The organism is Polaromonas eurypsychrophila, assembly GCF_014641715.1.
GTDB classification, from domain to species: Bacteria; Pseudomonadota; Gammaproteobacteria; order Burkholderiales; family Burkholderiaceae_C; genus Polaromonas; species Polaromonas eurypsychrophila.
Map to the genome: position 1 here is coordinate 274,097 of NZ_BMIG01000003.1, position 22,158 is coordinate 296,254.

The window sequence follows — 22,158 nt, forward strand, 5'->3', positions numbered from 1 at the left end:
GGACCCGCGGCCCCGACTGGCAATTCGGAAACCGGGCTGCAGTATGCGAGCCGTGGGGGCTATCCCGTGCTTGATCGTATTAAAGCGTCGATTCCTTCGCTGGCGCCGGCGGAGCAGCGGGTAGCGCACCTGGTGCTCAGCGATCCACGGGCTTTTGCGAACCTGCCTGTGACGGAGCTGGCGTCGCGTGCGCATGTCAGCAAACCGACGGTGATCCGCTTTTGCCGCAGCGTCGGTTACGACGGCCTGTCGGACTTCAAACTCAAGCTGGCCGGCAGCGTCAGCGAAGGCGTGCCTTTCATTCACCGCAGCGTGGACGTGGACGACAAGACCAGCGATGTGCTGGTCAAGGTCATCGACAACACGGTGGCGGCTTTCCTGAAATACCGCAACGACGCCAGCTCGGTCGCGATTGAAAAGGCGGCGACTGCGCTGGCCGCCACCTACCAGACCGGGCATCGCATCGAGTTTTTCGGGGCCGGCAATTCGGGCATCGTCGCGCAGGACGCCCAGCACAAGTTTTTCCGGCTCGGGGTGCATGCCATCGCTTACAGCGACGGCCACATGCAGGTCATGAGCGCGTCCATGCTCCGGCCAGGCGACTGCGTGGTGATCATCTCGAACTCGGGCCGCACCCGCGACCTGATGGACGCCGAAAGTATTGCGCGCAAAAACGGCGCCACCACCATCGTGATCACCGCCAGCGGCTCGCCACTGGCCTCGGCCGGCCACATCCACCTGGCGGCCGACCACCCGGAAGGTTATGACCGCTACAGTCCCATGGTGTCGCGCCTGCTGCACCTGATGATCATCGACATCCTGGCCACCTGTGTGGCGCTGCGCATAGGCGGTGAGAAGCTGCAGCCGCTGCTCAAGGAAATGAAAAACAATTTGCGGAGCAAACGCTACGCTTGATGGCCGGGGGTGCGGCGTCGGCAGCCTACAAAGTGTGGGTTCGGTCACCCCGCGCAAACCCCATCGCCTGCCACCCGCCCCAGGGCCGCTCTGGTGAATCGACCACCAAGGCGATCACCTTGAACAGCTCCCCCATCTCATGCTCGTTGATGAGTTTCTGGACCATCACGCGTTCGGCCAGCGGCGCGTCCTCCATACCGTCCAGCACCGCGCAGTTCAGAAGGAAGCGCGCCTGGCTGGTGTAGCCCAGCACCTGCAGCCCGGCTTGCTGCCCGGCCAGTGCGATGCCGCTGAAGTTGACGTGCGCGGTGAGGTCTTTCTCGCCGACATCCTGCAGCGCATCGGCATCGACCAGATGCCCGCGGTGGCACATCAGCGTGCCCATGCTGCGTTGCGGATGGTAATACTCGTGCTCCGGAAAACCGTAGTCGATCAGGAACACCGCGCCGGCCTGCAGGCGGTCGGCGAGCGTGGCGACAAAAGCTTCCGCCTGCGGATGAATTTCGGTGAGGTAGTCATGGTTGCCCACCACTTCAAAAGACGGGCGCAGCGCGGTCGGTTGGTCGGCGTGGACAAACAACGCGTCCTGAACGGCCACGCCGCGCTCAAACCAGCTTCCATCGTGCCGGGCCAGCAACTGGACCGGCATGGCGTCCAGCACCTCGTTGCCGACCACCACCCCCCGCATCTGCGCGGGCAGCTCGCTGACCCAGCGCACCGTGTCGCCCCATGCCGCCAAGCGCTCGCGTTGCCTTGCCTGCAGCGTGCCGGACAAATCGACGATGGTGTAGCGTTTGACCTGCGGACCCAGAGCGCCCAGCAACTGCTGCGCGAGTGCACCCGAACCGGCGCCGAACTCCCAGACCTCGTCAGTGGCCGATTCCCGCAGCGCCTGTGCAACCTGCCGCGACAGCGCCTGGCCAAAACGCGACGACAGCTCGGGCGCGGTCACAAAATCGCTGCCCGAACCCGGCATCAGGCCGAATTTGCGCGAATCATGGGCGTAATAACCGAGTCCGGGCGTGTACAGGGCCAGCGCCATGAAGCGGTCAAAGCTGATCCAGCCGCCGGCAGCGGCGATGGCCTCACGGATGTGCCCGGCAAGGGCGCTCGTTAAACTAGGGGGTGTCGTCAGGGTCGGGGGGGTCACCCCCGGATTGTCGGCGATTGCACTGTCACCCTCCACCCATGCCACCTGTGTCTCCTGCTCCTGTTGTTCTCGTCACCGGCGCCGCTAGGCGGCTGGGCCGCGAGATCGCGCTCGCGCTGGCCGCGGGCGGCTGGCGCGTGGCCGTGCATTACCGCAGCTCGCAAGAAGATGCTATAAAAACGGTAGCTGACTGCACAAGCCTGGCAGGGGCTGCAGCCCACTTTTGTTGTGATCTTGAGGATGAGACGGCGGTCCACAGCCTGTTGCCGCAAGTCATCGGCCATTTCGGCCAGGTCGATGCGGTGGTCAACAACGCCTCCACCTTTGAACACGACGGCGCGGCAAGTTTCAGCTTTGCGGCCCTGGAAAAACACATGCGCAGCAATGCCGGCGCGGCGATTGTGCTGGCGCAGGCGCTGCACGCCCACGTGCTGGCCCGGCTGGCAGCGAGCGCGGTGGCTGAGCAAACCGGGCGGTTTGCGGTCGTGAATCTGCTGGACCAGAAACTCTGGAACCAGAACCCTGATTTTTTCAGCTACACCTTGTCCAAGGCGGCGCTGGAAGCGGCCAACACCATGCTGGCGATCGCGCTGGCGCCGCAGGTGCGTGTGGTGGGCGTGGCGCCCGGCCTGACCCTGACCAGCCACCTGCTCAGCGAAGAAAAATTCGAGGCGCTGCACAAACTTTCGCCGCTGGGCCGCTCATCCAACCCTGCCGATGTGGCCGCCACGGTCAAATTCGCGCTGGAAAACGCCTCGATGACCGGCACGACGCTGCTGGTCGACGGCGGTCAGCACCTGATGAAATTCGAGCGCGATTTCTCACTGATGTGAGCGCGCCTTCCTACACACGCACCCCAGCCCGATACCCAACATGTTCAATACCAGTGGCAACCAGATACTGACGCTGGCCGGTTTGCGTTTCGACGCCAACCTTGGCATTCTTGATCAGGAGAAAACCGCGCCGCAGCCGATACAGGTCGATGCCGAGCTGAACCTGGGTACGCAGCCGCTGCTGCCCAGCGACGATGACATCCACCATGTGCTGGATTACCGCAAGGTGAGGCAGATCATCATCAATGAGTGCCGGGCAGAACATGTGAACCTGCTGGAAACGCTGATTGGCAAGCTGGCGCACCGCTTGATGCAATTGCCGGGTGTGCTGGGTGTGCGTGTGAAAATTGCAAAACTGGAAATTTTTGACGACTGCGAAGTGGCCATTCGCGTCGAGACCGGGCAATGGTGAAAGTGATGGATGGAAACGACATGAGTGCAGTACTGAACGATGTGATCAACGAGACCGGTGACGCGGCAGGCGCCGAGGCGAAAGCCGGTCTGAAGATAGAGCGCGAAGAGCACAAGCTCGAGAAACGCCTGTGCCGCGAGGTCGGCCGCGCAATTGTCGACTTCAACATGATCGAGGAAGGCGACAAGGTCATGGTGTGCGTGTCCGGCGGCAAGGACAGTTACGCCATGCTGGATATCCTGCTCAAGCTGCAAAAACGCGCACCCATCAATTTTGAGCTGATTGCTGTCAACCTGGACCAGAAGCAGCCGGGCTTTCCCGATCACATCCTGCCGCAGTACCTGGAAAAACTCGGGGTGCCTTTCCACATCGAAACCCAGGACACCTACAGCATCGTCAAGCGCGTGATCCCTGAAGGCAAAACCATGTGTTCGCTGTGCTCGCGCCTGCGCCGCGGCATTTTGTACCGCGTGGCCGAAGAGCTGGGCGCCACCAAGATCGCGCTGGGCCACCACCGTGACGACATGCTGCAGACCTTTTTCCTGAACATGTTTTTTGCCTCGCGCCTCAAGGGCATGCCGCCCAAGCTGGTCAGCGACACCGGCAAACATGTGGTGATCCGGCCCATGGCCTATGTGACCGAAAAAGACCTGATCAAGTGGGCCCAGGTGCGCGATTTCCCCATCATCCCGTGCACCCTGTGCGGCAGCCAGCAGAACCTGCAGCGTGTGCAGGTCGGCAACATGCTGCGCGAGTGGGACAAGAAGTTTCCCGGCCGCGTCGAGAACATGTTCACCTCGCTGCAGAACGTCGTGCCCTCACACCTGATGGACGGCAAGCAGCACGACTTCAAGGGCATACGCAGCACCGGCATGCCGGACCCGAACGGTGACAAGGCCTTTGACGAGGAAGCGTTTTCGGAGCCGTTGCGGCCCGGTCTGGCCGTGGTGGCGCTTCAGTAATTTCAAGCCAATTGAGCCTGGAGGCCCTATGAAACGTGCGCTGACAGCTATTATTTTTGGAGCAACTGTGGTTGGCCTGCTGGGCGGTTGCGCTAACTCGCGCCTGGTCAACAGCGATGTCACCAGTTTTTCCCGCTGGATGCCGGCGCCGCCGGCGCCCGGCAGCAGCTACCGCTTCGAGCGCCTGCTTTCGCAGCAGCCGCCCGATGCACGCCAGCCGGCGCTCGAAGGGCTGGCCCAGGCCGCGCTGGCCAAAGTGGGGCTGCAGCACAACCCACAGGCCGCCGCGTTCAGCGTGCAGGTCAGCGCCACCACCCAGCCCATCATGCGCCCGCGCTGGGACGGCTACCCCTACGGCGGCGGGTCCAGCATTTTTATCGGTAGCGGCATCGGCGGAGGCGGAGGCAGCGTGGGTTTTGGTTTCGGCATCCCGATCGGCGTCGGCATGGAGTCCCCGCTTTACCGGCGTGACGTGAATCTGGTGATCCGCGAGCTGCGCGGCAACACCGCCGTCTATGAAACCCGCGCATTCAGTGAAGACCCCTGGGCCGACGACGGGCCCGTGATTTCCACCATGCTGGACGCCGCCCTGCGCAACTTCCCGGTGCCGCCCGTCGGAACGCGCCGGATCAGCATCGAAATACAGCGGTGATGCGGCCCCCACGTTCGCTCACTTCGTGTAGCTCTCTGCCCCCCGAGGGGGCGCTGCGCCTGCGGGCCGGCGGAGCCGGACCCGCGGCCCCGGCTGGTCTGAAGACGCCCCCTGCGCTTCGTGGTCCGCGGTTTGTCGGGAGCCTGCGCGGTGAGTGAAGCCGCACGCGTTCTGGCCATCCGCCATGGCGAAACCACCTGGAACGTGGACACGCGCATCCAGGGCCAGCTGGACATCGGTCTGAACGACACCGGGCGCTGGCAGGCCGGTCGGCTGGCGCAGGCCCTTGTTGGCGAGCCCATCACTGCCATTTACGCGAGCGACCTGGGGCGTGCGTTCGACACCGCGCAGCATGTCGGCCGCGCCACCGGTGTCCCGGTGATCCCCACACCCGGCCTGCGTGAGCGGCATTTCGGCGAGTTCCAGGGCAAGACTTTCGCCGACATCGAGACAGCGTTGCCCGAGCAGGCCATGTTGTGGCGCACGCGTGATCCGGACTTTGCACCCAGCGGCGGCGAGTCGCTCAGGCAGTTGCGCGAACGTGTGGTCAGCACCGCGCAGCTGCTCGCCGCCCAGCATCCGGGTGAGTTGATCGTGATGGTCGGCCACGGCGGCGTACTCGATGTGCTTTACCGCGCCGCGACCCGGCTGGAACTGCAGGCACCACGCACCTGGGCGCTCGGCAATGCGGCCATCAACCGCCTGCTGTGGACGCCCGATGGCTTCACCCTGGTCGGCTGGGCCGATACCCAGCACCTCGAGCTTGAGGCTGATGCCAAACCCCTGGACGAAACGAGCACCTGATGTATTTGCTGTCTGACATTCTGGGCCGCCCGGCGGCCGACATCGACACCCCGGCGCTGGTGATCGACCTCGATGCGATGGACCGGAATCTGGCCGTCATGGCGGCCTTCGCGGCGAAACATGGCGTCAAATTGCGGCCCCACGCCAAGATGCACAAAAGCGCCACACTTGCCAAACTGCAGATGGCGCACGGCGCGGTTGGTGTCTGTGTGCAGAAGACCTCGGAAGCCGAAGCGCTGGCGGCGCTGGGCGTGAACAACATCTACATCAGCAACGAGGTGGTCTCGCCCTTCAAGCTAAAACGCGTGGTCGCGCTGGCGCGCGAACTGGAAGCACTGGGCGGGCAACTGGCTATCGCAGTGGACAGCATGGAAGGCCTGCAACGGCTGGCAAAAGCGGTGCACGGTCAACACTGCGTGATCCGCGTTTTCATCGAGATCGATGTGGGCCACGGGCGCTGCGGCACGGCGCCGGGCGCCGCCGCCGTGCCGCTGGCGGCGGAGATAGCAGGCCATCCCGCGCTGCAGTTCGGCGGCCTGCAGGCTTACCACGGCCGCGCCCAGCATTTCCGCAGCGTGGCCGAGAGGGGCGAAAGCATCGCCCAGGTCATCGCCCACGTGTTGGCCACGACAGCAGCCTTGCAGGCAGCGGGATTCGAGGTGCCGCTGGTCACCGGCGCGGGTACCGGCACCTTCTCGCTGGAGGCCGCCAGCGGTGTCTACGGCGAGCTGCAGGCCGGCTCCTACCTGTTCATGGACCGCGACTACGCCAGCAATGAACGCGATCCGGCGCAGCCGGCCTTTGAACACGCGCTGTTTGTCAAAAGCCAGGTGATGAGTGTCTGCGCTGATCACGCGGTGGTGGACGCCGGTCACAAAAGCCATGCCATCGACTCCGGCCTGCCATCCGTGCACGGGTTGCCGCTGGACTACGCCAACGGCGGCGACGAACACGGCATTCTGCGCGGCGCGCTGCTGCCGGCCATCGGTGAAACGGTGTGGCTGATTCCCGGCCACTGCGACCCGACCGTCAACCTGCACGATCACCTGCTCGGTGTGCGTGGCGGCCTGCAGCACGGCAAGGTCGAACAGATCATCAGGGTTGATGCCAGAGGCGCTTTGACCTGATCGCCGCCAGAATGGCGGCATGAATCTCTCGCCGAGCCAGATCATCGTTCTGGCAACCCCCGTATTCTTTGTCCTGATCGCCATCGAATTCGCCTGGGGCTACGCCAAAGGCCGCAACACATACCGGCTGAACGACGCTGTCAGCAGCATCGGTCTGGGCATGCTGAGCCAGGTCAGCGCAGTGTTCACGCGATTATTCCGCATCGGCATCTACACCGCGATTTATTCCAGTGTTGCGCTTTACCCCAACCCGGAGTTCTGGAACACCTGGTACGGCTGGCTGATCGCGCTGGTGTTCTACGACTTCTGCTACTACTGGCTGCACCGCGCCGGCCATGAAAGCGCTGTGTTCTGGGCCGCGCATGTGGTGCACCACCAGAGTCAGGACTACAACCTGTCTACCGCCTTGCGGCAAACCAGCAGCGGTGCGCTGTTTGGCTGGATTTTCTACGTCCCGATGGCGGTTGCCGGCGTGCCGCCGCTGATCTTCGGCATCGTTGCGCTGATCGACCTGCTCTATCAGTTCTGGGTGCACACCGAACACGTGCCCAAACTCGGCTGGTTCGACCGCTGGTTCTGCTCACCGTCCAACCACCGCGTGCACCACGCGGTCAACGAACGCTACCTCGACAAAAACTACGGCGGCATCCTGATCGTCTGGGACCGTCTCTTCGGCAGCTTCAAGGAAGAGGACGAGAAGTGTGTTTACGGCACGCGCAGTCCGCTCAACAGCTGGAACCCCTTGTGGGCCAATGCCGAGGTGTATTGGGCGCTGGGCAAGGAATCGTGGCATGCACGAACCTGGGGCGACAAGATACGCGTCTGGCTCAAGCCGCCGGGCTGGCGGCCGGCAGACCTGGCAGCGCGTTTTCCGAAAGACGCTTTTGACATGGCGCGTGTTGAGTATTTCCATCCGCCCATCAAGCGCTCGGTGGCGCTGTTCGGCGCCGTCCAGTTTGCCGCCCTGCTGGCGGGGGTTGCCTATTTCCTCTGGCAGGCCGATGGCATGGCGCCGGGCCCCTCGGTGGTCTGGCTGGCCGCCCTGGGCACCGGCCTGTGGGCCGTGGGCGGCCTGTTGCAGGGCCGGCTGTCGATGCTGGAGGTGCTGCTGATCGAGGCGGCCGTGCTGGCCACCGCCACTGCGGCCTTGGGCCTGCTGGAAGCGCACCGGGTGTTCAAGCCGCTGGCGCTGGGGCTTGCTATTGTTTTAGTAGCAATTCGTGCAAGACCGGTATGGGCAGGTCGCCGATTTGACCACATACTTTTGGCCGCGCTCGTGTTTTCGCTGGCGGGTGACTGCCTGCTGATGTTCCCCGGTTTTTTCATTCCGGGCCTGGTGGCTTTCCTGATCGCGCACCTGTTTTACATCGCCCTGTTCAGGCAAGGCTCGCCCTGGTTTGCCAGCCGGCGTTCGCTGGCAGCGACATTGGCGATAGGCGCCGCGATGTACGCGTTTCTGTTCGACGGCCTGAACCCGGTGCTGCGTATCGCGGTGGCGGCTTATGTGGTGGTGATCGCGCTGATGGCGGCACAGGCGATCAGCCGGGCCACAGTGCTGCGTGACAAGGCCTCTTTGGCTGTGGCCATAGGCGCCGGCTTTTTCATGCTCAGCGACGCACTGCTGGCGACCAACCGTTTTGCGTATCCACTACCGATGGTGCAACTGTGGGTGCTGAGCACCTACTACGTCGCACAAATCCTGATCGTGTTCAACGCCAGGCCGGTGACGGCTGCCGAAGCATCAGGGCACGAACAGGTCTGAGCCGCCGTCCTGACGGTTTGCCGGTGCGGCTACACCCAGATGCCGGTAAGCCGCCAGCGTGGCGATGCGTCCGCGCGGCGTGCGCTGTAAATACCCCTGCTGGATCAGATAGGGCTCGATCACGTCTTCGATCGTGTCGCGCTCCTCACCAATGCTGGCGGCGATGTTGTCGAGGCCGACCGGGCCGCCGTCAAAGCGGTGAATCACGGCTTCAAGCAACTTCCTGTCCATCACATCAAAACCCTGCGGGTCCACGTCCAGCATGGCCAGCGCCTTGTTGGCGATGTCCAGGCTGATGTGGCCGCTGCCCTTGACGTCTGCGTAGTCGCGCACGCGGCGCAGCAAACGGTTGGCAATGCGCGGCGTGCCGCGCGAACGGCGTGCAATCTCAAAGCCACCCTCTTCGTCCATGGGCGCGTTCAGCAGCTTGGCACTGCGCCGGACAATACGCGCCAATTCCTCGGCAGTGTAAAACTCCAACCGTGCGACGATGCCAAAGCGGTCGCGCAGCGGATTGGTCAACATGCCGGCGCGCGTGGTGGCACCCACCAGGGTGAAGGGCTGCAAATCCAGTTTGATACTGCGCGCCGCCGGGCCTTCACCAATCATGATGTCGATCTGATAGTCCTCCAGGGCGGGGTACAGTATCTCTTCGACCACCGGGCTCAGGCGGTGAATCTCGTCGATGAACAGCACATCATTTTTTTCGAGATTGGTCAGCAGCGCCGCCAGGTCTTTCGGTTTTTCGAGCACCGGGCCTGAGGTCTGGCGCAGGTTGACGCCCAGCTCATGCGCAATGATGTGGCTGAGTGTGGTTTTGCCCAAGCCGGGCGGGCCAAACAGCAGGACATGGTCCATGGCTTCACTGCGTTTTTTCGCCGCGCCAATAAAGATTTCAAGCTGCTCACGCACCTTGGACTGGCCCACATACTCGTCAAACAGCTTGGGCCGCAGGGCGCGTTCTATCGCCTCCTCGTTGGGCGAAGCGGGCGCGGCAGACATCACCCGCTTTACAGGCGGCACGCCCGACATGTCGAAGTCGTCGGTCTGGATGGTCATGCTATTTCGCCAACGCCTTCAAAGCCAGCTTGATGCCGTCACTGACGCCAATATCTTTCGGCAACGCCTTGAGAGCCAGCGCCGCATCGCGGTCGCTGTAGCCGAGGGCCACCAGCGCCTGCAGGATGTCGGACTGCGCATCGTCGGCGACGCTCACGGTGATACCCATATCGGCGCCGAGTTTGCCCTTGAGTTCGAGCAGCAATCGTTCGGCGGTTTTTTTGCCGACGCCCGGCACCTTGATGATGCGGCCGGCTTCCTGGCTGGTCACGGCCTGCGCCAGTTCATCGACGCTCATGCCGCTGAGCACGCTGAGCGCGGTCCGCGGGCCGACGCCGGAGATCTTGATCAATTGGCGGAAGGCCGCGCGTTCGCTGGCCGAGCCAAAACCGTAGAGGATTTGCGCGTCCTCGCGCACTACAAAATGTGTCAGCAGGCTGACCTTGTCGCCCAGCGCCGGAAGGTTGTAAAAGGTGCTCATGGGCACCAGCACCTCATACCCGACGCCGTTGCAATCCACCAACAGTTCCGGTGGGTTCTTTTCGGCCAGCAGGCCAGTGATGCGTCCAATCATGGGCAAATCTTATCAGCCGGGCAGCGCCTGAAAATTGGGTGGACAATCCGGGCAGAACCCCTCCTTTTCAGGAAACCCCACGCCTTGATCCTCAGACACACCTTCTCGCCGCCCAACAACACCCGCATGGGCCATCTGTGCGGACCGATGGACGCCCATATCCGTACCATCGAGGCGGCGCTGCAGGTGACAATTGCGCACCGCTTTGAGCAGTTCAAGATCGACGGCCCCAAAGCCAAGGCCCAGCAGGCGCTGGAGGTGCTGCAGGCGCTGTATGAAATGGCAAACCGGCCCATTCCTGAAGAAACCGTGCAGCTGATGCTGGCCGGCGACAGCGCGCTGCCCACCGCACCCGATGGCAGCGCGGCGCTGTCAACCCGGCGTGCCGACCTGCGTGCGCGCACCGTGAACCAGGGCATGTACCTGGACAACATCGCCACCCACGACATCACCTTCGGCATCGGCCCGGCCGGCACCGGCAAGACCTACCTGGCGGTTGCCTGCGCGGTCGATGCGCTGGAGCGTAGCGCGGTGCAGCGCATCGTGCTGACGCGCCCGGCGGTGGAAGCCGGCGAGCGACTCGGCTTTTTGCCGGGTGACCTCAACCAGAAGGTCGACCCTTACCTGCGGCCGCTGTACGACGCGCTCTATGAGCTGATGGGTTTCGAGCGGGTGCAGAAAGCTTTCGAGCGACAGCAGATCGAGATCGCACCGCTGGCTTTCATGCGCGGGCGCACGCTCAACCATGCGTTTGTGATCCTCGACGAAGCGCAGAACACAACGCCCGAACAGATGAAGATGTTTCTGACGCGTATCGGCTTCGGCGCCAAGGCGGTGATCACCGGTGACGTCAGCCAGGTCGATTTGCCACGCACGCAGCTCAGCGGCCTGATCGACGCCGAACGTGTGCTCAAGCGCGTCAAGGGCATTGCGATCACGCGCCTGACCAGCGCCGATGTGGTGCGCCATCCGCTGGTGGCGCGCATTGTGGACGCCTACGACGGCTACACCCCCAAGACGCCGGGAGCCGATGACACCGATGTGGTGGTGCCGGTGGCGCGCCCGAGCCGGACCAAAAGCCGCAATGGCTCTTAACCATGGCGCTTAAACAGCTGAGTCTGTCGCTGCAGTTCGGCGACATCAAGGACGCCAAACGCCATCGCGCCGCCCTGCCGCGCCACAGCGTCGCGCGCTGGATCCGCCATGCGCTGGACAGCGACGCCGAGATCACGGTGCGCATCGTCGGTGCCGACGAAGGCCAGGCGCTGAACCGCGGTTACAGGCAAAAAGACTACGCGACCAATGTGCTGACCTTCGACTATCGCGCTGGGCCGCTGGTCACCGCCGACCTGGTGTTGTGCGCACCGGTGATTGCCAAAGAGGCGCGCGAGAACCGCAAGACGCTGAAGGACCATTACGCCCACTTGCTGGTGCATGGCGCACTGCATGCGCAGGGCTGGGACCACGAGACCGGCGAAACCGATGCGCAAGCCATGGAAGCGCGCGAGGTCAAGATTCTCGCCGGGCTCGGCATCGCCAACCCCTACCGCTAAATATTTGCACCAGACTGTGCTCTGGCCCATGACCAGCAAGCGCCACCAGCTATAAAAACAATAGCAACTAAATCCTGCCCTCTTCCACCGCATGGCAGGCGATCTTCACGCCCTGGATCGTCAGGAGTTGCGGCCGCTCGGCGCGGCAGCGGTCGTTGACGTGCGGACAGCGCGGGTGGAAAGTGCAACCGGTTGGCGGGTTCAAGGGGTTGGGCACCTCGCCCTGCACCGGCGTGCGGTCTCGGCCGATGTCGTGCATCTTCGGAATCGCGTCCAGCAGCATGCGCGTGTAGGGGTGGCGCGGCGCCGCGAACAATGTCTGCTTGTCGGCCAATTCGACCAGGCGTCCCAGGTACATCACGCCGACCTGGTCGCTGACATGGCGCACCACAGCGAGGTTGTGCGAGATGAACAAATAGGTGAGGCCACGTTCGCGCTGAAGGTCTTTCATGATGTTGAGCACCTGCGCCTGCACGCTCACGTCAAGCGCGGAGGTTGGCTCGTCACACACCAAAAACTCAGGTTCGGTCGCGAGCGCGCGCGCAATCGAAATGCGCTGGCGCTGCCCGCCCGAGAACTGGTGCGGGTACTTGGGGCCATCCAGCGGCGACAGGCCGACCGACTTGAGCAACTCGCCCACCTTGGCCTTGAGCTCGGCATCGTCGGTGATCAGGCCATGCTCGCGCAGCGGCTCGCCGACGATGTCCTCCACAATCCAGCGCGGGTTCAAGCTGGCATACGGGTCCTGGAAGATCATCTGGATGCGACTGCGCAACTGTCGGCCTTGCGGCGTCTTGAAGGCGGCATGGGCATCCTGGCCATCGAAAGTCAGGCCGCCACGGGTCGGGTTGTAAAGCCCCACCAGCAGCTTGGCCACCGTGCTTTTGCCGCAGCCGGACTCGCCGACCAGCGCCAGGGTTTTACCTTTTTCGATCTCGAAACTCACGCCATCGACGGCATTGAGCATCACCCGTGGCTTGCCCTCGATCACCCGGTTCAGCCAGGGCGGTGACACGTCAAAGGTCATGGCCAGGTCATGCGCCTGAACCAGTGGTGCAACGGTGCTCATGCGCTCACCCCCACCGGCACATCATGCAGCCAGCAGGCAGCGCGCGTCGCTCCGGCAGGCAGCAGGTCGGGCCGCTCCTGGCGGCAATGCTCGAACACCTTGGGGCAGCGCGGGTTGAAAGCACAACCTTGCGGGATGGCGTTCAGACGCGGCATGGCACCGTCGATCTGGTTAAGCCGCTCGCGGTCCAGCGTGATGTCGGGAATGGCCGCCATCAGTCCTTCGGTATAGGGATGCGCGGGATGATTGATGACTTCATGCACCGGGCCGATCTCGGCAATACGCCCGGCATACAGCACGGCCACGCGGTCGCAGGTTTCGGCGATCACGCCCATGTCGTGGGTGATCAACATCACGGCGGCGCCGCGTTTTTTGCAGATGTTTTTGAGCAGCATGATGATCTGCGCCTGGATCGACACGTCGAGCGCCGTTGTCGGCTCGTCGGCAACGATCAGCTTGGGCTCGGCGGCCAGCGCCAGGGCAATCACCACACGCTGGCGCATGCCGCCGGAGAACTGGTGCGGAAAATGTTCGATGCGCTGCTCGGCGGCGGGAATGCCGGTGTCCTGCAGCAGTGAGATCGCACGTTGCCGCGCCTCGGCATGGCTCACCGGCAAATGCGCCTGGATGGTTTCGATCAGTTGCCGGCCCACGCTGTAAAGCGGGTTCAGCGAGGTCAGCGGGTCCTGGAAAATCGCACCTATCTTGCGGCCGCGAATGTGGCGCATCTGTTCATAGGGCAGGTTGTCGATGCGCTGGCCTTCGAGCAAAATTTGCCCGCCGCCAATGCGCCCGGGTGGCTCCAGCAGGCCGATGATGGCCGCGCCGGTCAGCGACTTGCCGGCGCCGGATTCACCGACCACACCGAGGATTTCGCCCGGTGCGATTTCAAAGGAAATGTCGTCCAGCGCACGCAGCGTACCGCGCCGGCCAGGGAATTCGACGATCAGGTTCTTGACTTGTAAAAGACTCATGAGCTTCTCGATAAATTCAAGCGGCCACCGTGGAACCGGCTTTGCCGGGCCGCAGGTGGCGCCCCCTCGAGGGAGAGGCGGCCGCAGGCCGCTTCGGGGGTGTCATCTGAGCCTCGGGTTAAGCGCATCGCGCAGCCAGTCACCCAGCAAATTCACGCTCAGCGAAATCGTCACCAGCATCGCACCCGGAAACACCGTGATCCACCACTCGCCTGAAAACAGGTAGTCGTTGCCGATGCGGATCAGCGTGCCCAGCGAAGGCGAGGTCGGCGGCGCGCCCACGCCCAGGAACGACAAGGTGGCTTCGGTGATGATGGCTGTGGCCACCTGGATGGTGGCCAGCACCAGCACCGGCCCCATCACATTGGGCAACACATGGCGGCGCATGATGCGCAGCGGTGCGACGCCGGTCACACGGGCGGCCTGCACGTACTCCTTGCTGCGTTCGACAAGGGTCGAGCCGCGCACGGTCCGCGCGTACTGGACCCAACCCGTGAGCGTGATGGAGATGATCAACACCCCCAGCGCCAGCGAGTCCTGGGCATCGGGGAACAGCGCCCGTCCCACCCCCGCAATCAGCAAAGCCACCAAAATGGCCGGGAAGGACAGCATGACGTCGCACAAACGCATCAGGGCAGAGTCGATCCAGCCGCCGTAGAAACCGGCCAGCAGGCCCAGACCCACGCCAAATACCACTGACAGAACCACCGACGCAAAACCCACGGCCAGCGACACCCGTGCACCGTACATGAGGGCCGACAGAATGTCGCGGCCCTGGTCGTCGGTGCCGAGCAGGTATTTGGACGAGCCCCCGTCAGACCAGGCCGGAGGCAAACGCGCGTCACTGAGTTCCAGCGTCGTCAGGTCAAACGGGTTGTGCGGAGCGACAAAGCCCGCAAACACCGAACAGAAAATACAGATCAGGGCGACCGCAGCCGCAGCCATCGCCACCGGGGAGGTGCGAAAGCTGTAGCCGACGTCGCCGTCCCAGAACCGGAAAAGCGCGCTTCTCATCAACAGATTACTTGTTCAGCTTGACGAATTTCCAGGGCATGCCGTTGTCGGGCCACTGCACCAGTTCGATATTTTTCTTCGTGGCCCAGTTGATGGCCTGCTGGTGCAGCGGAAGATGGCCCACATCGTCCTGGTGGATCTTCAGTGCTTCGCGAATCATCTCCATGCGTTTCTTGTCGTCGGTCTCGGACGCCACCAAGTTAGTCAATTCGTCCACGCGTGGGTTGCTGTAAGCGCCCAGGTTGAACTGTCCCCGGCCGCCATCACCGGGTGTGGACATGATGGGGTAGAGCACGTTGTGCGCATCCACGGTGCTGGCGGTCCAGCCCAGCATGTAGAAGCTGGTGTCGCGGCGCAGGATTTTCGGGAAGTAATTGTTCTTGGTCTCCGCCTCGAGGTTGATCTTCACGCCGATGCGCGAGAGGTTGGCGGCAACCGCCTGGCAGATCTCGCCGTCGTTCACATAACGGTCGTTCGGGCAGTTCATCTTGAGCTCGAAACCCGCGCCGTAACCAGCATCGGCCATGAGCTTCTTGGCCGCTTCAACGTCAAATGGCAGGCGTTTGGCCAGGTCCGGGGCAAAACCCTTGACCTGCGGCGGCAACAGAATGGCCATCGGCGTGGCCGCACCGCGCATGACGCGACTCTTGATCGCCTCGATGTCAATGGCCTGATAGAAGGCCTGACGCACACGTTTGTCCTTGAAGGGGTTCTTGCCCTTGACGCTGGAAAACAGCAGCTCATCGCGCTTCTGGTCCATGCCCAGGAAAATCACACGCAGCTCGGGACCTTGCAGCACCTTGAGCGCGCTGTTGGCCTGCACGCGGGCCACGTCCTGCACCGGCACCGGCTCCATCACGTCAACCTCGCCCGACAGCAGCGCCGCGACGCGCGTGCTGTCATTGCCGATCACGTTGAAAATAACCTCTTCGACGTTGCCGTCGATCTTGCCCCAGTAGTTGCCGTTGCGGGAAAAGGTGGTGCGCACATTCGGTTGGCGCTCGCGCACGCGGAACGGGCCGGTGCCATTGGCACGAAAGGACGCGGCGTTTTCAATGCCCTTGCGGCGATCCACCGGCTTGGTCGCCTGGTTGGTCTCGCACCACTTCTTGCTCATCATGTGCCACTGCGTGAACAACTCGGGCAGGATGGGAAAGGGGTTGTTCAACACGAAGTCAATCGTGTGGTCGTCGATTTTCTTGATTTCCTTGATCTGGCCGACATAACTTTTCATGTCCGACCCGTCGCCCTTGGCGCGCTCGTAACTGAAGATCACGTCGTCAGCGGTGAAGGGTGTGCCGTCATGGAACTGCACGCCCTTGCGCAGGTTGAAGCGCCAGACTGTCGGTGAGGTCTGCTTCCAGTCGGTGGCCAGCGAAGGCGCCAGCTTGTAGTTGCGGTCGCGTGTGACCAATGGTTCGTAAACATTGCCAACCACCGTGAGTTGCAGCGACTCGTTGAGCGAATGGGGGTCCAGCGACTGCGCATCGCCCTGGTTACCAATCCGCAGCGTGACGGCCGATGCGACAAAACTTGCAGCGGCTAACGCAGAGCCAATAAGGGCCAGGACTGTTTTTTTCTTGAAATTCATGGAATTCTCCTGTGAGTGGGAATGTCTTGGGGCTACACGGGTAAAGGCATGGACTGCTCCACCAGGCCCGCGTGCAAAGCGGCGCCCAGCGGCAGGATGTCATCGTTGAAATCGTAGCGGGTGTTGTGCAGGAAACAACTGCCGACGCCGTTTTCGGCGCCCTGGCCGATGCGCAGGTAAGCGCCTGGCTTGACCTGCAGCATGAAGGAAAAATCCTCGGCGCCCATGCTGGGCGCCATGTCGCGCACCACATGGTCGGTGCCAACCAGGGCCTCGGCCACGTTGGCCGCAAACACGGCTTCGTCATAGGAGTTAATGGTCGCGGGATAGATGCGTTCATAACGCACCGAGGCGGTGGCGCCGAAACCCAAGGCCACGGCGCTGCACAACTCACTGAGCCGGCGCTCCACCATGTTCTGCACATCGGGGCTGAAAGTGCGCACCGTGCCCACCAGTGAGGCCTTGCCAGGCACCACGCTGAAGGCGCCCATGTCACCGGCCTGCATGGCGCAGATGCTGATCACCGCACTGTCGATCGGGTTGGCGTTGCGCGACACAATACTCTGAATCGCCGTGATGATGTGCGCCGACACCACCACCGGGTCCACCGTCATGTAAGCGTGGGCGCCGTGGCCGCCGTGGCCGGTAATGTCGATGGTGACGCGGTCGGCCGCAGCCATCATCGGGCCCGGGCGGATACCCACGGTGCCGGGTCGCATCGACGGCCAGTTGTGCATGCCGTAAACCGCCTGCACCGGGAAGCGGTCAAACAGGCCGTCCTCGATCATGATGCGGGCGCCGGCAAAACCTTCCTCACCAGGCTGGAAAATCAACACCGCCGTCCCGTCGAAATTGCGGGTGGCGGCCAGGTATCGCGCCGCACCCACCAGCATGGTGGTGTGGCCGTCGTGACCGCAGCCGTGCATCAGGCCGGTTTTGGACGACTTCCAGGCAAACTCGTTGTGCTCGGTCATCGGCAGCGCGTCCATGTCGGCTCGCAGGCCTATCATCCGGCCGCTGCCGCTCTGCTGGCCCTTGATAACAGCGACCAGACCGGTTTTGCCGATACCCGTGTGGATTTCGTCCACCCCGCAGCGCTCAAGAGCCTCCCGGACGCGCGCCCCGGTATAGACCTCTTCAAAACCGAGCTCGGGATGGGCATGCAGGTCACGGCGAAAAGCCGTCAACTCCGGATGGAACTCGGTAATCTGGGCAAATACGCGGCCGTTGGCCTTCAGCGTCGGGGCGGGGCGGGGCGCCAGCATCAGTGGCCTCCCGCATTGCCCACGCGCAGGCGCGGATCAACGGCGAAATAAAGCAGGTCCACCACCAGATTGATAACCACGAAGATCAGCGCAATCAGGCACAGGTAGGCGGCCATCACGGGAATATCGGCAAAAGTCACGGCCTGGATGAACAGCAGACCCATGCCTGGCCACTGGAACACCGTCTCGGTGATGATGGCGAAGGCGATCAGTCCGCCGAGCTGCAGGCCGGTGATGGTCATCACCGGCACCAGAGTATTCTTCAGCGCATGACCGAAGTGAATTGCGCGGTTGGACAGGCCGCGGGCGCGCGCAAATTTGATGTAGTCGGTGCGCAGCACCTCCAGCATCTCGGCGCGAACCAGCCGCATGATCAGCGTGAGTTGAAAGATGGCCAGTGTCACAGCGGGCAGCACGATGTGGTGCCAGCCCTTGAGCGTCAGCAAGCCACTGCTCCAGAAGCCCATCTGCACCACCTCACCGCGTCCAAAACTGGGGAACCAGCCGAGCCCAACCGCAAAAACCAGGATCAACAGGATACCGATCAAAAAGGTCGGCAGCGACACGCCGAGCAGTGACACCGTCATCAGCAACTGGCTGAAAAATGTGCCCCGACGCAAGGCCGCATAAACACCCATGGGCACACCGATCAGCAGCGCAATCAGGGCCGCCACCATCGCAAGCTCCAGCGTGGCCGGAAAGCGTTCAGCAATCAGGCGCGACACCTTGGCGCCCTGACGCAGGCTCAATCCGAACTCGCCTTGCACGGCGTTGACCAGAAAGTGGCCGAACTGCACGAAAAAAGGCTTGTCCAGCCCCAAATCAGCGCGGAGCTGACGGATCTGGTCGGGCTGCGCGTCCTGCCCAAGCAAAAACACCACAGGGTCGCCCACGTACTGGAACAGCATGAAAGCCAGAAAAGCCACCGTGACCATCACGATCACAGCCTGGAACAGGCGACGGAGAATAAATGCGAACATCGTGCAGGTTTTTTAATCGAGAACCGATGCTAGCAGAGCACGCAACGTGCCAACATCGGGTTTCCTTTAGGTTTAAAGATATTATTTTGTGTCCAAAAAAAGAGCCCCAGAGGGCTCTTTTTGATTTCTCGCGGACCCAGGCCAATCAGTTGACCTTGATGACTCGCCAGTCCAGCCGATTGTCGGCCCGGTGTGTCACGTCGATATTTTTCTTCATGGCCCAGGGAATGATCTGGTTGTGAAGCGGCAGGTGCGACACCGTGTCATTGCTCAGTTGCAGGCCTTCGGTCAGGAAGCGGTTGCGCACCGGCAAATCGGTTTCGACCTTCACGCGGTCCACGATGATGTCCATGCGCGGGTTGCTGTAACGGCCGACGTTGTAGTTGCCGTCGCCACCCGTGCCGAGGCTGCGCGTCAGCGACTGCAGGCTGTACAGCGCGTCAAAGGTCGGCACGCCCCAGCCCAGCATGTAGATACTGGCCTCAAAGCGCTGGATCATCGGGAAGTAGGTCACCAGTGGCAAGGTGCGCAGCTTGGCCTTGACGCCGATGCGCGACCACATCGCCGTGACCGCCTGGCAGATTTCCTCGTCGTTGATGTAGCGGTTGTTCGGGCAGGCGAAATCCACCTCGAAACCATTGGGGTAGCCGGCGTCGGCCAGCAGCTTCTTGGAAGCCTCGGGGTCATACGGGAAGCGCTTGTGCACGCCTTCGGTCCAGCCGTTGACCTGCGGCGCCACGATGGTGCCGGTCGCCTGGCCCAGGCCGCGCAGCGTCACGCGCACGATGCTGTTGATGTCGATGGCCTGGTACAGCGCCATGCGCACGCGCTGGTCTTTCAGCGGGTTCTTGCCTTTGACGTTGGAGCCGGGCAACTCGTCGCGAAACTGGTCCATGCCGAAGAAGATGGTCCGGCTTTCGATGCCGTCGATCACCTTGAGATTGGCATTGCCACGCAGACGCGTCATATCCTGCGGGCTCGGGTCCAGCACCAAATCGACTTCTCCGGACAGCAACGCGGCCACGCGCGTCGCTTCGGACTTGATCGGGGTGTAGATGATTTCCGTCACATTCGAAGGGGTGGTGCCCCAGTAGTTCGGGTTCTTGACAAGCACCAGCTTCTGGTCGGGCTGCCATTCCTTGACCATGAACTGGCCGGTTCCCATGGCGTTGCGGTGCGCGTAGGTTTCATCCTTGGCGCGGATATCCTTGGGCTCAACGGATTTGTTTTTTTCCGCCCAGGCCTTGCTCATGATGCGCAGCTCGGTCAACTGGCTCAGTAGCACCGGGTTCGGGCCTTTCATCATGAAGTCAACGGTGCTGTCGTTGACCTTGACCACTCTGTCAATGCCCTGGGTGTAGACCGCGTAATTGGAGGTCTTGGCCATGGCACGAGTGATGGAATACACCACGTCATCGGCCGTGAACGGCGTGCCGTCGCTGAACTTCACGCCGGAGCGCAGGGTGAAACGTACTTGAGTTGGCGACACATCGCGCCAGGCGGTTGCCAGCTGGGCTTCGGGCTTGAAGGTCTGGCTGTTGTAATAAACCAGCGAATCGTAAATCGCGGCGTGCACGCCATTACCCAAGGCATTGTTCTGGGAATGGATGTCCAGCGTGGGAATGTCGCTGGCACTGGACCATTTGAAAGGTTTGGCTTGTAACGCCGGTGCGGCAGCAAACACCGCAAGGGCGGCCGCAGACCAGGCAAGCTGTTTGAATTTCATGAAAACTCCTCGTCAATTGAAAGACCGCTACTATGCAATAAGCGGGCCGGGACGGCATCAGGGCTTTCCTTCACTAACTGCTGCGCTGCAGCTACTTCATGCGCCCGAAAGTCCCCACGGTGACAGGTCCGTACCAGGCTTGGGTCGTGCTGCGGGTGTTGTCGCTGTCGGTCATGATGCCGATGCCCACAAGCGCCCCGGGCGCCTCGCCAAAGGCCTTTTCATAGTCGGCGCGGATGTTGCGCTCGTAGTCCACCCACTGGCGCAGCTTGCCGGTGCCGGACTCCACCACCAGTTTGCGTATGCGGTCGGTGCGCGGGTTGACAATGACGCTGCCTGGCTGGCGCGTGTTGCACCACACATACATCAAGGTGGCGTAGGGCATCTCCTCCCCTGTCAGCGCGCGCGCCAGTTCGGACAGCATGGCGTTTTTACCGGAGAACTTGCTGCGGTCACCTTCAAAAGCCAGCACAATTCGCACCGGCGAATCGTCCATCTCGCGCAAGGCCATGTCGGCTTGGGCGATCAGCTCTGGCACTTTCCATGAAAACCGAACACTGCGCAGTTCGTCAGGCTCAATGCGCACCACTTGGCGCACTATGCTGGCGGAAGCTGTCGAATTAGCCGACATGGCGTCACGCCCATCCTTGCGAACGTAGCTGAACTGGCTGGGCTGCTTGCCCGGCAGTTTGTAGTGCTGCCAGGCCGGGCCGTCAGGCACCGCACTGGATGCGAGGGTCCACGGCGTGGCCGCCAAGCCTGCCGTAGCCGGCCCCTCGGGCAAGTCGGGCGGCGACGCACAGGCTGCCAGCAGCATCAAGGCAGCTGCGGTCAACACGGTTGCTATTGCCCTGTAAAACATTGGCGTGCCTGGTTGGAGCCTGTTCACACTACTTATGCAAGTGCGAACGGGGTTAAAACAATGCCGCGAGTATAGGCAGCGCTGTTGAAAATCACCTACCCACCTTTTGGGTCTGTGCTGCAAGGCGGCGCGAAGCTACGGAAAACCTTCAGGCAAGAAAAAAGGTCCAGACCTTGCGATCTGGACCTGTAAATCCACCCTTTCAGGGATGGAGGAGACAACCATTGCATGAAAACATTTGCATGTTCGTGCGATGATTTCAGTATAGCGGAGGCATGTTGCACCGCAGCAATAATCTGTTGTGAAAAATGAACATTTACAGCGTTTTATCCAAATATTTCTGGTTTTAAAGGATAGCGATTTATGCAATGCACAGTGAGCTGGACCGGCCCAAACACTTCAACTGGCACAACCGGCACGCCGGCGTCGGCAATGCGTTTTCTGGCCACCACCGGCAGTGGCCACACCTTGGTCATGGACGGCGCGCCGGATGCCGCCAAACCGGAAAACGGCGGCGCCAACCTTGCGCCACGTCCCATGGAAACCGTGCTGGCGGGAACTGGCGGCTGCACCGCCTATGACGTGGTGCTGATCCTCAAGCGCGGGCGCCACGATGTGCGCGGCTGCACGGTCCAGCTCAACTCCGAACGGGCAGAAACCGATCCCAAGGTATTTACCCGCATCCAGATGCACTTTGTGGTCACCGGGCGCGGCATTCCGGCCAGCGCCGTGGAACGCGCGATTGCCATGAGCCACGACAAATACTGCTCGGCCACCATCATGCTGGGCAAGACCGCCGACATCACCACGAGTTTTGAGCTGGTCGAAGCCTGATTTCAAGTCCAATTGGCTTTCAGCCCATATCCAACAAGCA

At 62.3% G+C, this 22,158-nt stretch carries 22 protein-coding genes; 11 read left to right on the forward strand and 11 right to left on the reverse strand.

The annotated features are described in order from the left end of the window. Positions 1 to 66 precede the first annotated feature (66 nt). Positions 67 to 915, forward strand: coding sequence for a MurR/RpiR family transcriptional regulator (locus tag IEX16_RS06245; protein ID WP_188707482.1), 849 nt, complete (start codon positions 67 to 69; stop codon positions 913 to 915). 25 nt (positions 916 to 940) lie between these two features. On the opposite strand, the gene IEX16_RS06250 is transcribed toward IEX16_RS06245, so the two are convergent. Beyond that, entirely contained in the window at positions 941 to 2,065 is a 1,125-nt protein-coding gene (locus IEX16_RS06250; protein WP_373288285.1) for a class I SAM-dependent methyltransferase, read from the reverse strand. A gap of 38 nt (positions 2,066 to 2,103) precedes the next feature. Here IEX16_RS06250 and IEX16_RS06255 point away from each other — a divergent pair, with 38 nt between their 5' ends. The 7 genes from IEX16_RS06255 (at position 2,104) to IEX16_RS06285 (ending at position 8,617) form a co-directional block, all read left to right on the forward strand. Next, entirely contained in the window at positions 2,104 to 2,898 is a 795-nt protein-coding gene (locus tag IEX16_RS06255) for an SDR family oxidoreductase (protein ID WP_188707483.1), read from the forward strand. A 40-nt stretch (positions 2,899 to 2,938) separates the two neighbouring features. Further along, the gene (locus IEX16_RS06260) at positions 2,939 to 3,310 is read left to right on the forward strand and encodes a dihydroneopterin aldolase (RefSeq protein WP_188707484.1); all 372 of its coding nucleotides are present in this window, start codon (positions 2,939 to 2,941) and stop codon (positions 3,308 to 3,310) included. A 20-nt stretch (positions 3,311 to 3,330) separates the two neighbouring features. After that, positions 3,331 to 4,272: a tRNA 2-thiocytidine(32) synthetase TtcA gene (ttcA, locus tag IEX16_RS06265; protein ID WP_229676209.1), complete on the forward strand. Its 942-nt coding sequence runs from the start codon at positions 3,331 to 3,333 to the stop codon at positions 4,270 to 4,272. A gap of 28 nt (positions 4,273 to 4,300) precedes the next feature. Next, positions 4,301 to 4,924 carry a DUF4136 domain-containing protein gene (locus IEX16_RS06270; RefSeq protein WP_188707486.1) on the forward strand — a complete coding sequence of 208 codons (624 nt, stop codon included), beginning with the start codon at positions 4,301 to 4,303 and terminating at the stop codon, positions 4,922 to 4,924. Between the two features lie 150 nt (positions 4,925 to 5,074). Beyond that, positions 5,075 to 5,728, forward strand: a complete 654-nt coding sequence (locus tag IEX16_RS06275; protein WP_188707487.1) for a histidine phosphatase family protein — start codon at positions 5,075 to 5,077, stop codon at positions 5,726 to 5,728. After that, positions 5,728 to 6,855, forward strand: a complete 1,128-nt coding sequence (locus tag IEX16_RS06280; RefSeq protein WP_188707488.1) for a DSD1 family PLP-dependent enzyme — start codon at positions 5,728 to 5,730, stop codon at positions 6,853 to 6,855. The genes IEX16_RS06275 and IEX16_RS06280 overlap by 1 nt, the downstream gene beginning before the upstream one ends. Before the next feature lie 19 nt (positions 6,856 to 6,874). Continuing rightward, positions 6,875 to 8,617 carry a lysoplasmalogenase family protein gene (locus tag IEX16_RS06285; RefSeq protein WP_188707489.1) on the forward strand — a complete coding sequence of 581 codons (1,743 nt, stop codon included), beginning with the start codon at positions 6,875 to 6,877 and terminating at the stop codon, positions 8,615 to 8,617. Here the strand turns inward: IEX16_RS06285 and ruvB are convergent. Then, positions 8,597 to 9,676: a Holliday junction branch migration DNA helicase RuvB gene (gene ruvB, locus IEX16_RS06290; protein ID WP_188707490.1), complete on the reverse strand. Its 1,080-nt coding sequence runs from the start codon at positions 9,674 to 9,676 to the stop codon at positions 8,597 to 8,599. The two genes, IEX16_RS06285 and ruvB, sit on opposite strands and share 21 nt — an antisense overlap. A 1-nt stretch (position 9,677) precedes the next feature. After that, entirely contained in the window at positions 9,678 to 10,250 is a 573-nt protein-coding gene (ruvA, locus tag IEX16_RS06295) for a Holliday junction branch migration protein RuvA (protein ID WP_188707491.1), read from the reverse strand. An 84-nt stretch (positions 10,251 to 10,334) separates the two neighbouring features. Here ruvA and IEX16_RS06300 point away from each other — a divergent pair, with 84 nt between their 5' ends. Together IEX16_RS06300 and ybeY are read left to right on the forward strand one after the other, a co-directional pair. After that, positions 10,335 to 11,345: a PhoH family protein gene (locus IEX16_RS06300; protein ID WP_188707492.1), complete on the forward strand. Its 1,011-nt coding sequence runs from the start codon at positions 10,335 to 10,337 to the stop codon at positions 11,343 to 11,345. Between the two features lie 2 nt (positions 11,346 to 11,347). After that, positions 11,348 to 11,803 (forward strand): rRNA maturation RNase YbeY, encoded by a 456-nt coding sequence (gene ybeY, locus IEX16_RS06305; protein ID WP_188707493.1) that lies wholly within the window; start codon positions 11,348 to 11,350, stop codon positions 11,801 to 11,803. A gap of 67 nt (positions 11,804 to 11,870) precedes the next feature. On the opposite strand, the gene IEX16_RS06310 is transcribed toward ybeY, so the two are convergent. The 8 genes from IEX16_RS06310 to IEX16_RS06345 form a co-directional block, all read right to left on the reverse strand. Then, on the reverse strand, positions 11,871 to 12,872 hold the full coding sequence (locus tag IEX16_RS06310; RefSeq protein WP_188707494.1) for an ABC transporter ATP-binding protein: 1,002 nt from the start codon (positions 12,870 to 12,872) through the stop codon (positions 11,871 to 11,873). Then, entirely contained in the window at positions 12,869 to 13,846 is a 978-nt protein-coding gene (locus IEX16_RS06315) for an ABC transporter ATP-binding protein (RefSeq protein WP_188707495.1), read from the reverse strand. Before IEX16_RS06315 ends, IEX16_RS06310 begins: the two co-directional genes overlap by 4 nt. A gap of 102 nt (positions 13,847 to 13,948) precedes the next feature. Beyond that, positions 13,949 to 14,860 carry an ABC transporter permease gene (locus IEX16_RS06320; RefSeq protein ID WP_188707496.1) on the reverse strand — a complete coding sequence of 304 codons (912 nt, stop codon included), beginning with the start codon at positions 14,858 to 14,860 and terminating at the stop codon, positions 13,949 to 13,951. Positions 14,861 to 14,867: 7 nt separating this feature from the next. Next, a complete protein-coding gene (locus tag IEX16_RS06325) occupies positions 14,868 to 16,451 on the reverse strand; it encodes an ABC transporter substrate-binding protein (RefSeq protein WP_188707497.1) in 1,584 nt (527 codons plus the stop codon). Positions 16,452 to 16,483: 32 nt separating this feature from the next. Then, positions 16,484 to 17,716 carry a M20 aminoacylase family protein gene (locus IEX16_RS06330; protein ID WP_188707498.1) on the reverse strand — a complete coding sequence of 411 codons (1,233 nt, stop codon included), beginning with the start codon at positions 17,714 to 17,716 and terminating at the stop codon, positions 16,484 to 16,486. Further along, positions 17,716 to 18,696, reverse strand: coding sequence for an ABC transporter permease (locus IEX16_RS06335; RefSeq protein ID WP_188707499.1), 981 nt, complete (start codon positions 18,694 to 18,696; stop codon positions 17,716 to 17,718). The genes IEX16_RS06330 and IEX16_RS06335 overlap by 1 nt, the downstream gene beginning before the upstream one ends. A 145-nt stretch (positions 18,697 to 18,841) precedes the next feature. Next, positions 18,842 to 20,422, reverse strand: a complete 1,581-nt coding sequence (locus tag IEX16_RS06340) for an ABC transporter substrate-binding protein (protein WP_188707500.1) — start codon at positions 20,420 to 20,422, stop codon at positions 18,842 to 18,844. 91 nt (positions 20,423 to 20,513) lie between these two features. Further along, the gene (locus tag IEX16_RS06345) at positions 20,514 to 21,260 is read right to left on the reverse strand and encodes a DUF3047 domain-containing protein (RefSeq protein ID WP_229676210.1); all 747 of its coding nucleotides are present in this window, start codon (positions 21,258 to 21,260) and stop codon (positions 20,514 to 20,516) included. A 387-nt stretch (positions 21,261 to 21,647) separates the two neighbouring features. Between IEX16_RS06345 and IEX16_RS06350 the strand changes: the two genes are divergently transcribed. Beyond that, positions 21,648 to 22,118, forward strand: coding sequence for an OsmC family protein (locus IEX16_RS06350; RefSeq protein WP_188707501.1), 471 nt, complete (start codon positions 21,648 to 21,650; stop codon positions 22,116 to 22,118). The last annotated feature ends 40 nt before the right edge of the window (positions 22,119 to 22,158 follow it).

Coding starts and splice junctions, on each gene's coding strand:
- IEX16_RS06335 (WP_188707499.1), bottom strand. CDS start 18,696: ATGTTCGCATTTATTCTCCGTCGCCTGTTCCAGGCTGTGATCGTGATG.
- IEX16_RS06320 (WP_188707496.1), bottom strand. CDS start 14,860: ATGAGAAGCGCGCTTTTCCGGTTCTGGGACGGCGACGTCGGCTACAGC.
- IEX16_RS06325 (WP_188707497.1), bottom strand. CDS start 16,451: ATGAATTTCAAGAAAAAAACAGTCCTGGCCCTTATTGGCTCTGCGTTA.
- IEX16_RS06350 (WP_188707501.1), top strand. CDS start 21,648: ATGCAATGCACAGTGAGCTGGACCGGCCCAAACACTTCAACTGGCACA.
- ybeY (WP_188707493.1), top strand. CDS start 11,348: ATGGCGCTTAAACAGCTGAGTCTGTCGCTGCAGTTCGGCGACATCAAG.
- ruvB (WP_188707490.1), bottom strand. CDS start 9,676: ATGACCATCCAGACCGACGACTTCGACATGTCGGGCGTGCCGCCTGTA.
- IEX16_RS06285 (WP_188707489.1), top strand. CDS start 6,875: ATGAATCTCTCGCCGAGCCAGATCATCGTTCTGGCAACCCCCGTATTC.
- IEX16_RS06255 (WP_188707483.1), top strand. CDS start 2,104: ATGCCACCTGTGTCTCCTGCTCCTGTTGTTCTCGTCACCGGCGCCGCT.
- IEX16_RS06310 (WP_188707494.1), bottom strand. CDS start 12,872: ATGAGCACCGTTGCACCACTGGTTCAGGCGCATGACCTGGCCATGACC.
- IEX16_RS06270 (WP_188707486.1), top strand. CDS start 4,301: ATGAAACGTGCGCTGACAGCTATTATTTTTGGAGCAACTGTGGTTGGC.
- IEX16_RS06260 (WP_188707484.1), top strand. CDS start 2,939: ATGTTCAATACCAGTGGCAACCAGATACTGACGCTGGCCGGTTTGCGT.
- ruvA (WP_188707491.1), bottom strand. CDS start 10,250: ATGATTGGACGCATCACTGGCCTGCTGGCCGAAAAGAACCCACCGGAA.
- IEX16_RS06340 (WP_188707500.1), bottom strand. CDS start 20,422: ATGAAATTCAAACAGCTTGCCTGGTCTGCGGCCGCCCTTGCGGTGTTT.
- IEX16_RS06315 (WP_188707495.1), bottom strand. CDS start 13,846: ATGAGTCTTTTACAAGTCAAGAACCTGATCGTCGAATTCCCTGGCCGG.
- IEX16_RS06280 (WP_188707488.1), top strand. CDS start 5,728: ATGTATTTGCTGTCTGACATTCTGGGCCGCCCGGCGGCCGACATCGAC.
- ttcA (WP_229676209.1), top strand. CDS start 3,331: ATGAGTGCAGTACTGAACGATGTGATCAACGAGACCGGTGACGCGGCA.
- IEX16_RS06330 (WP_188707498.1), bottom strand. CDS start 17,716: ATGCTGGCGCCCCGCCCCGCCCCGACGCTGAAGGCCAACGGCCGCGTA.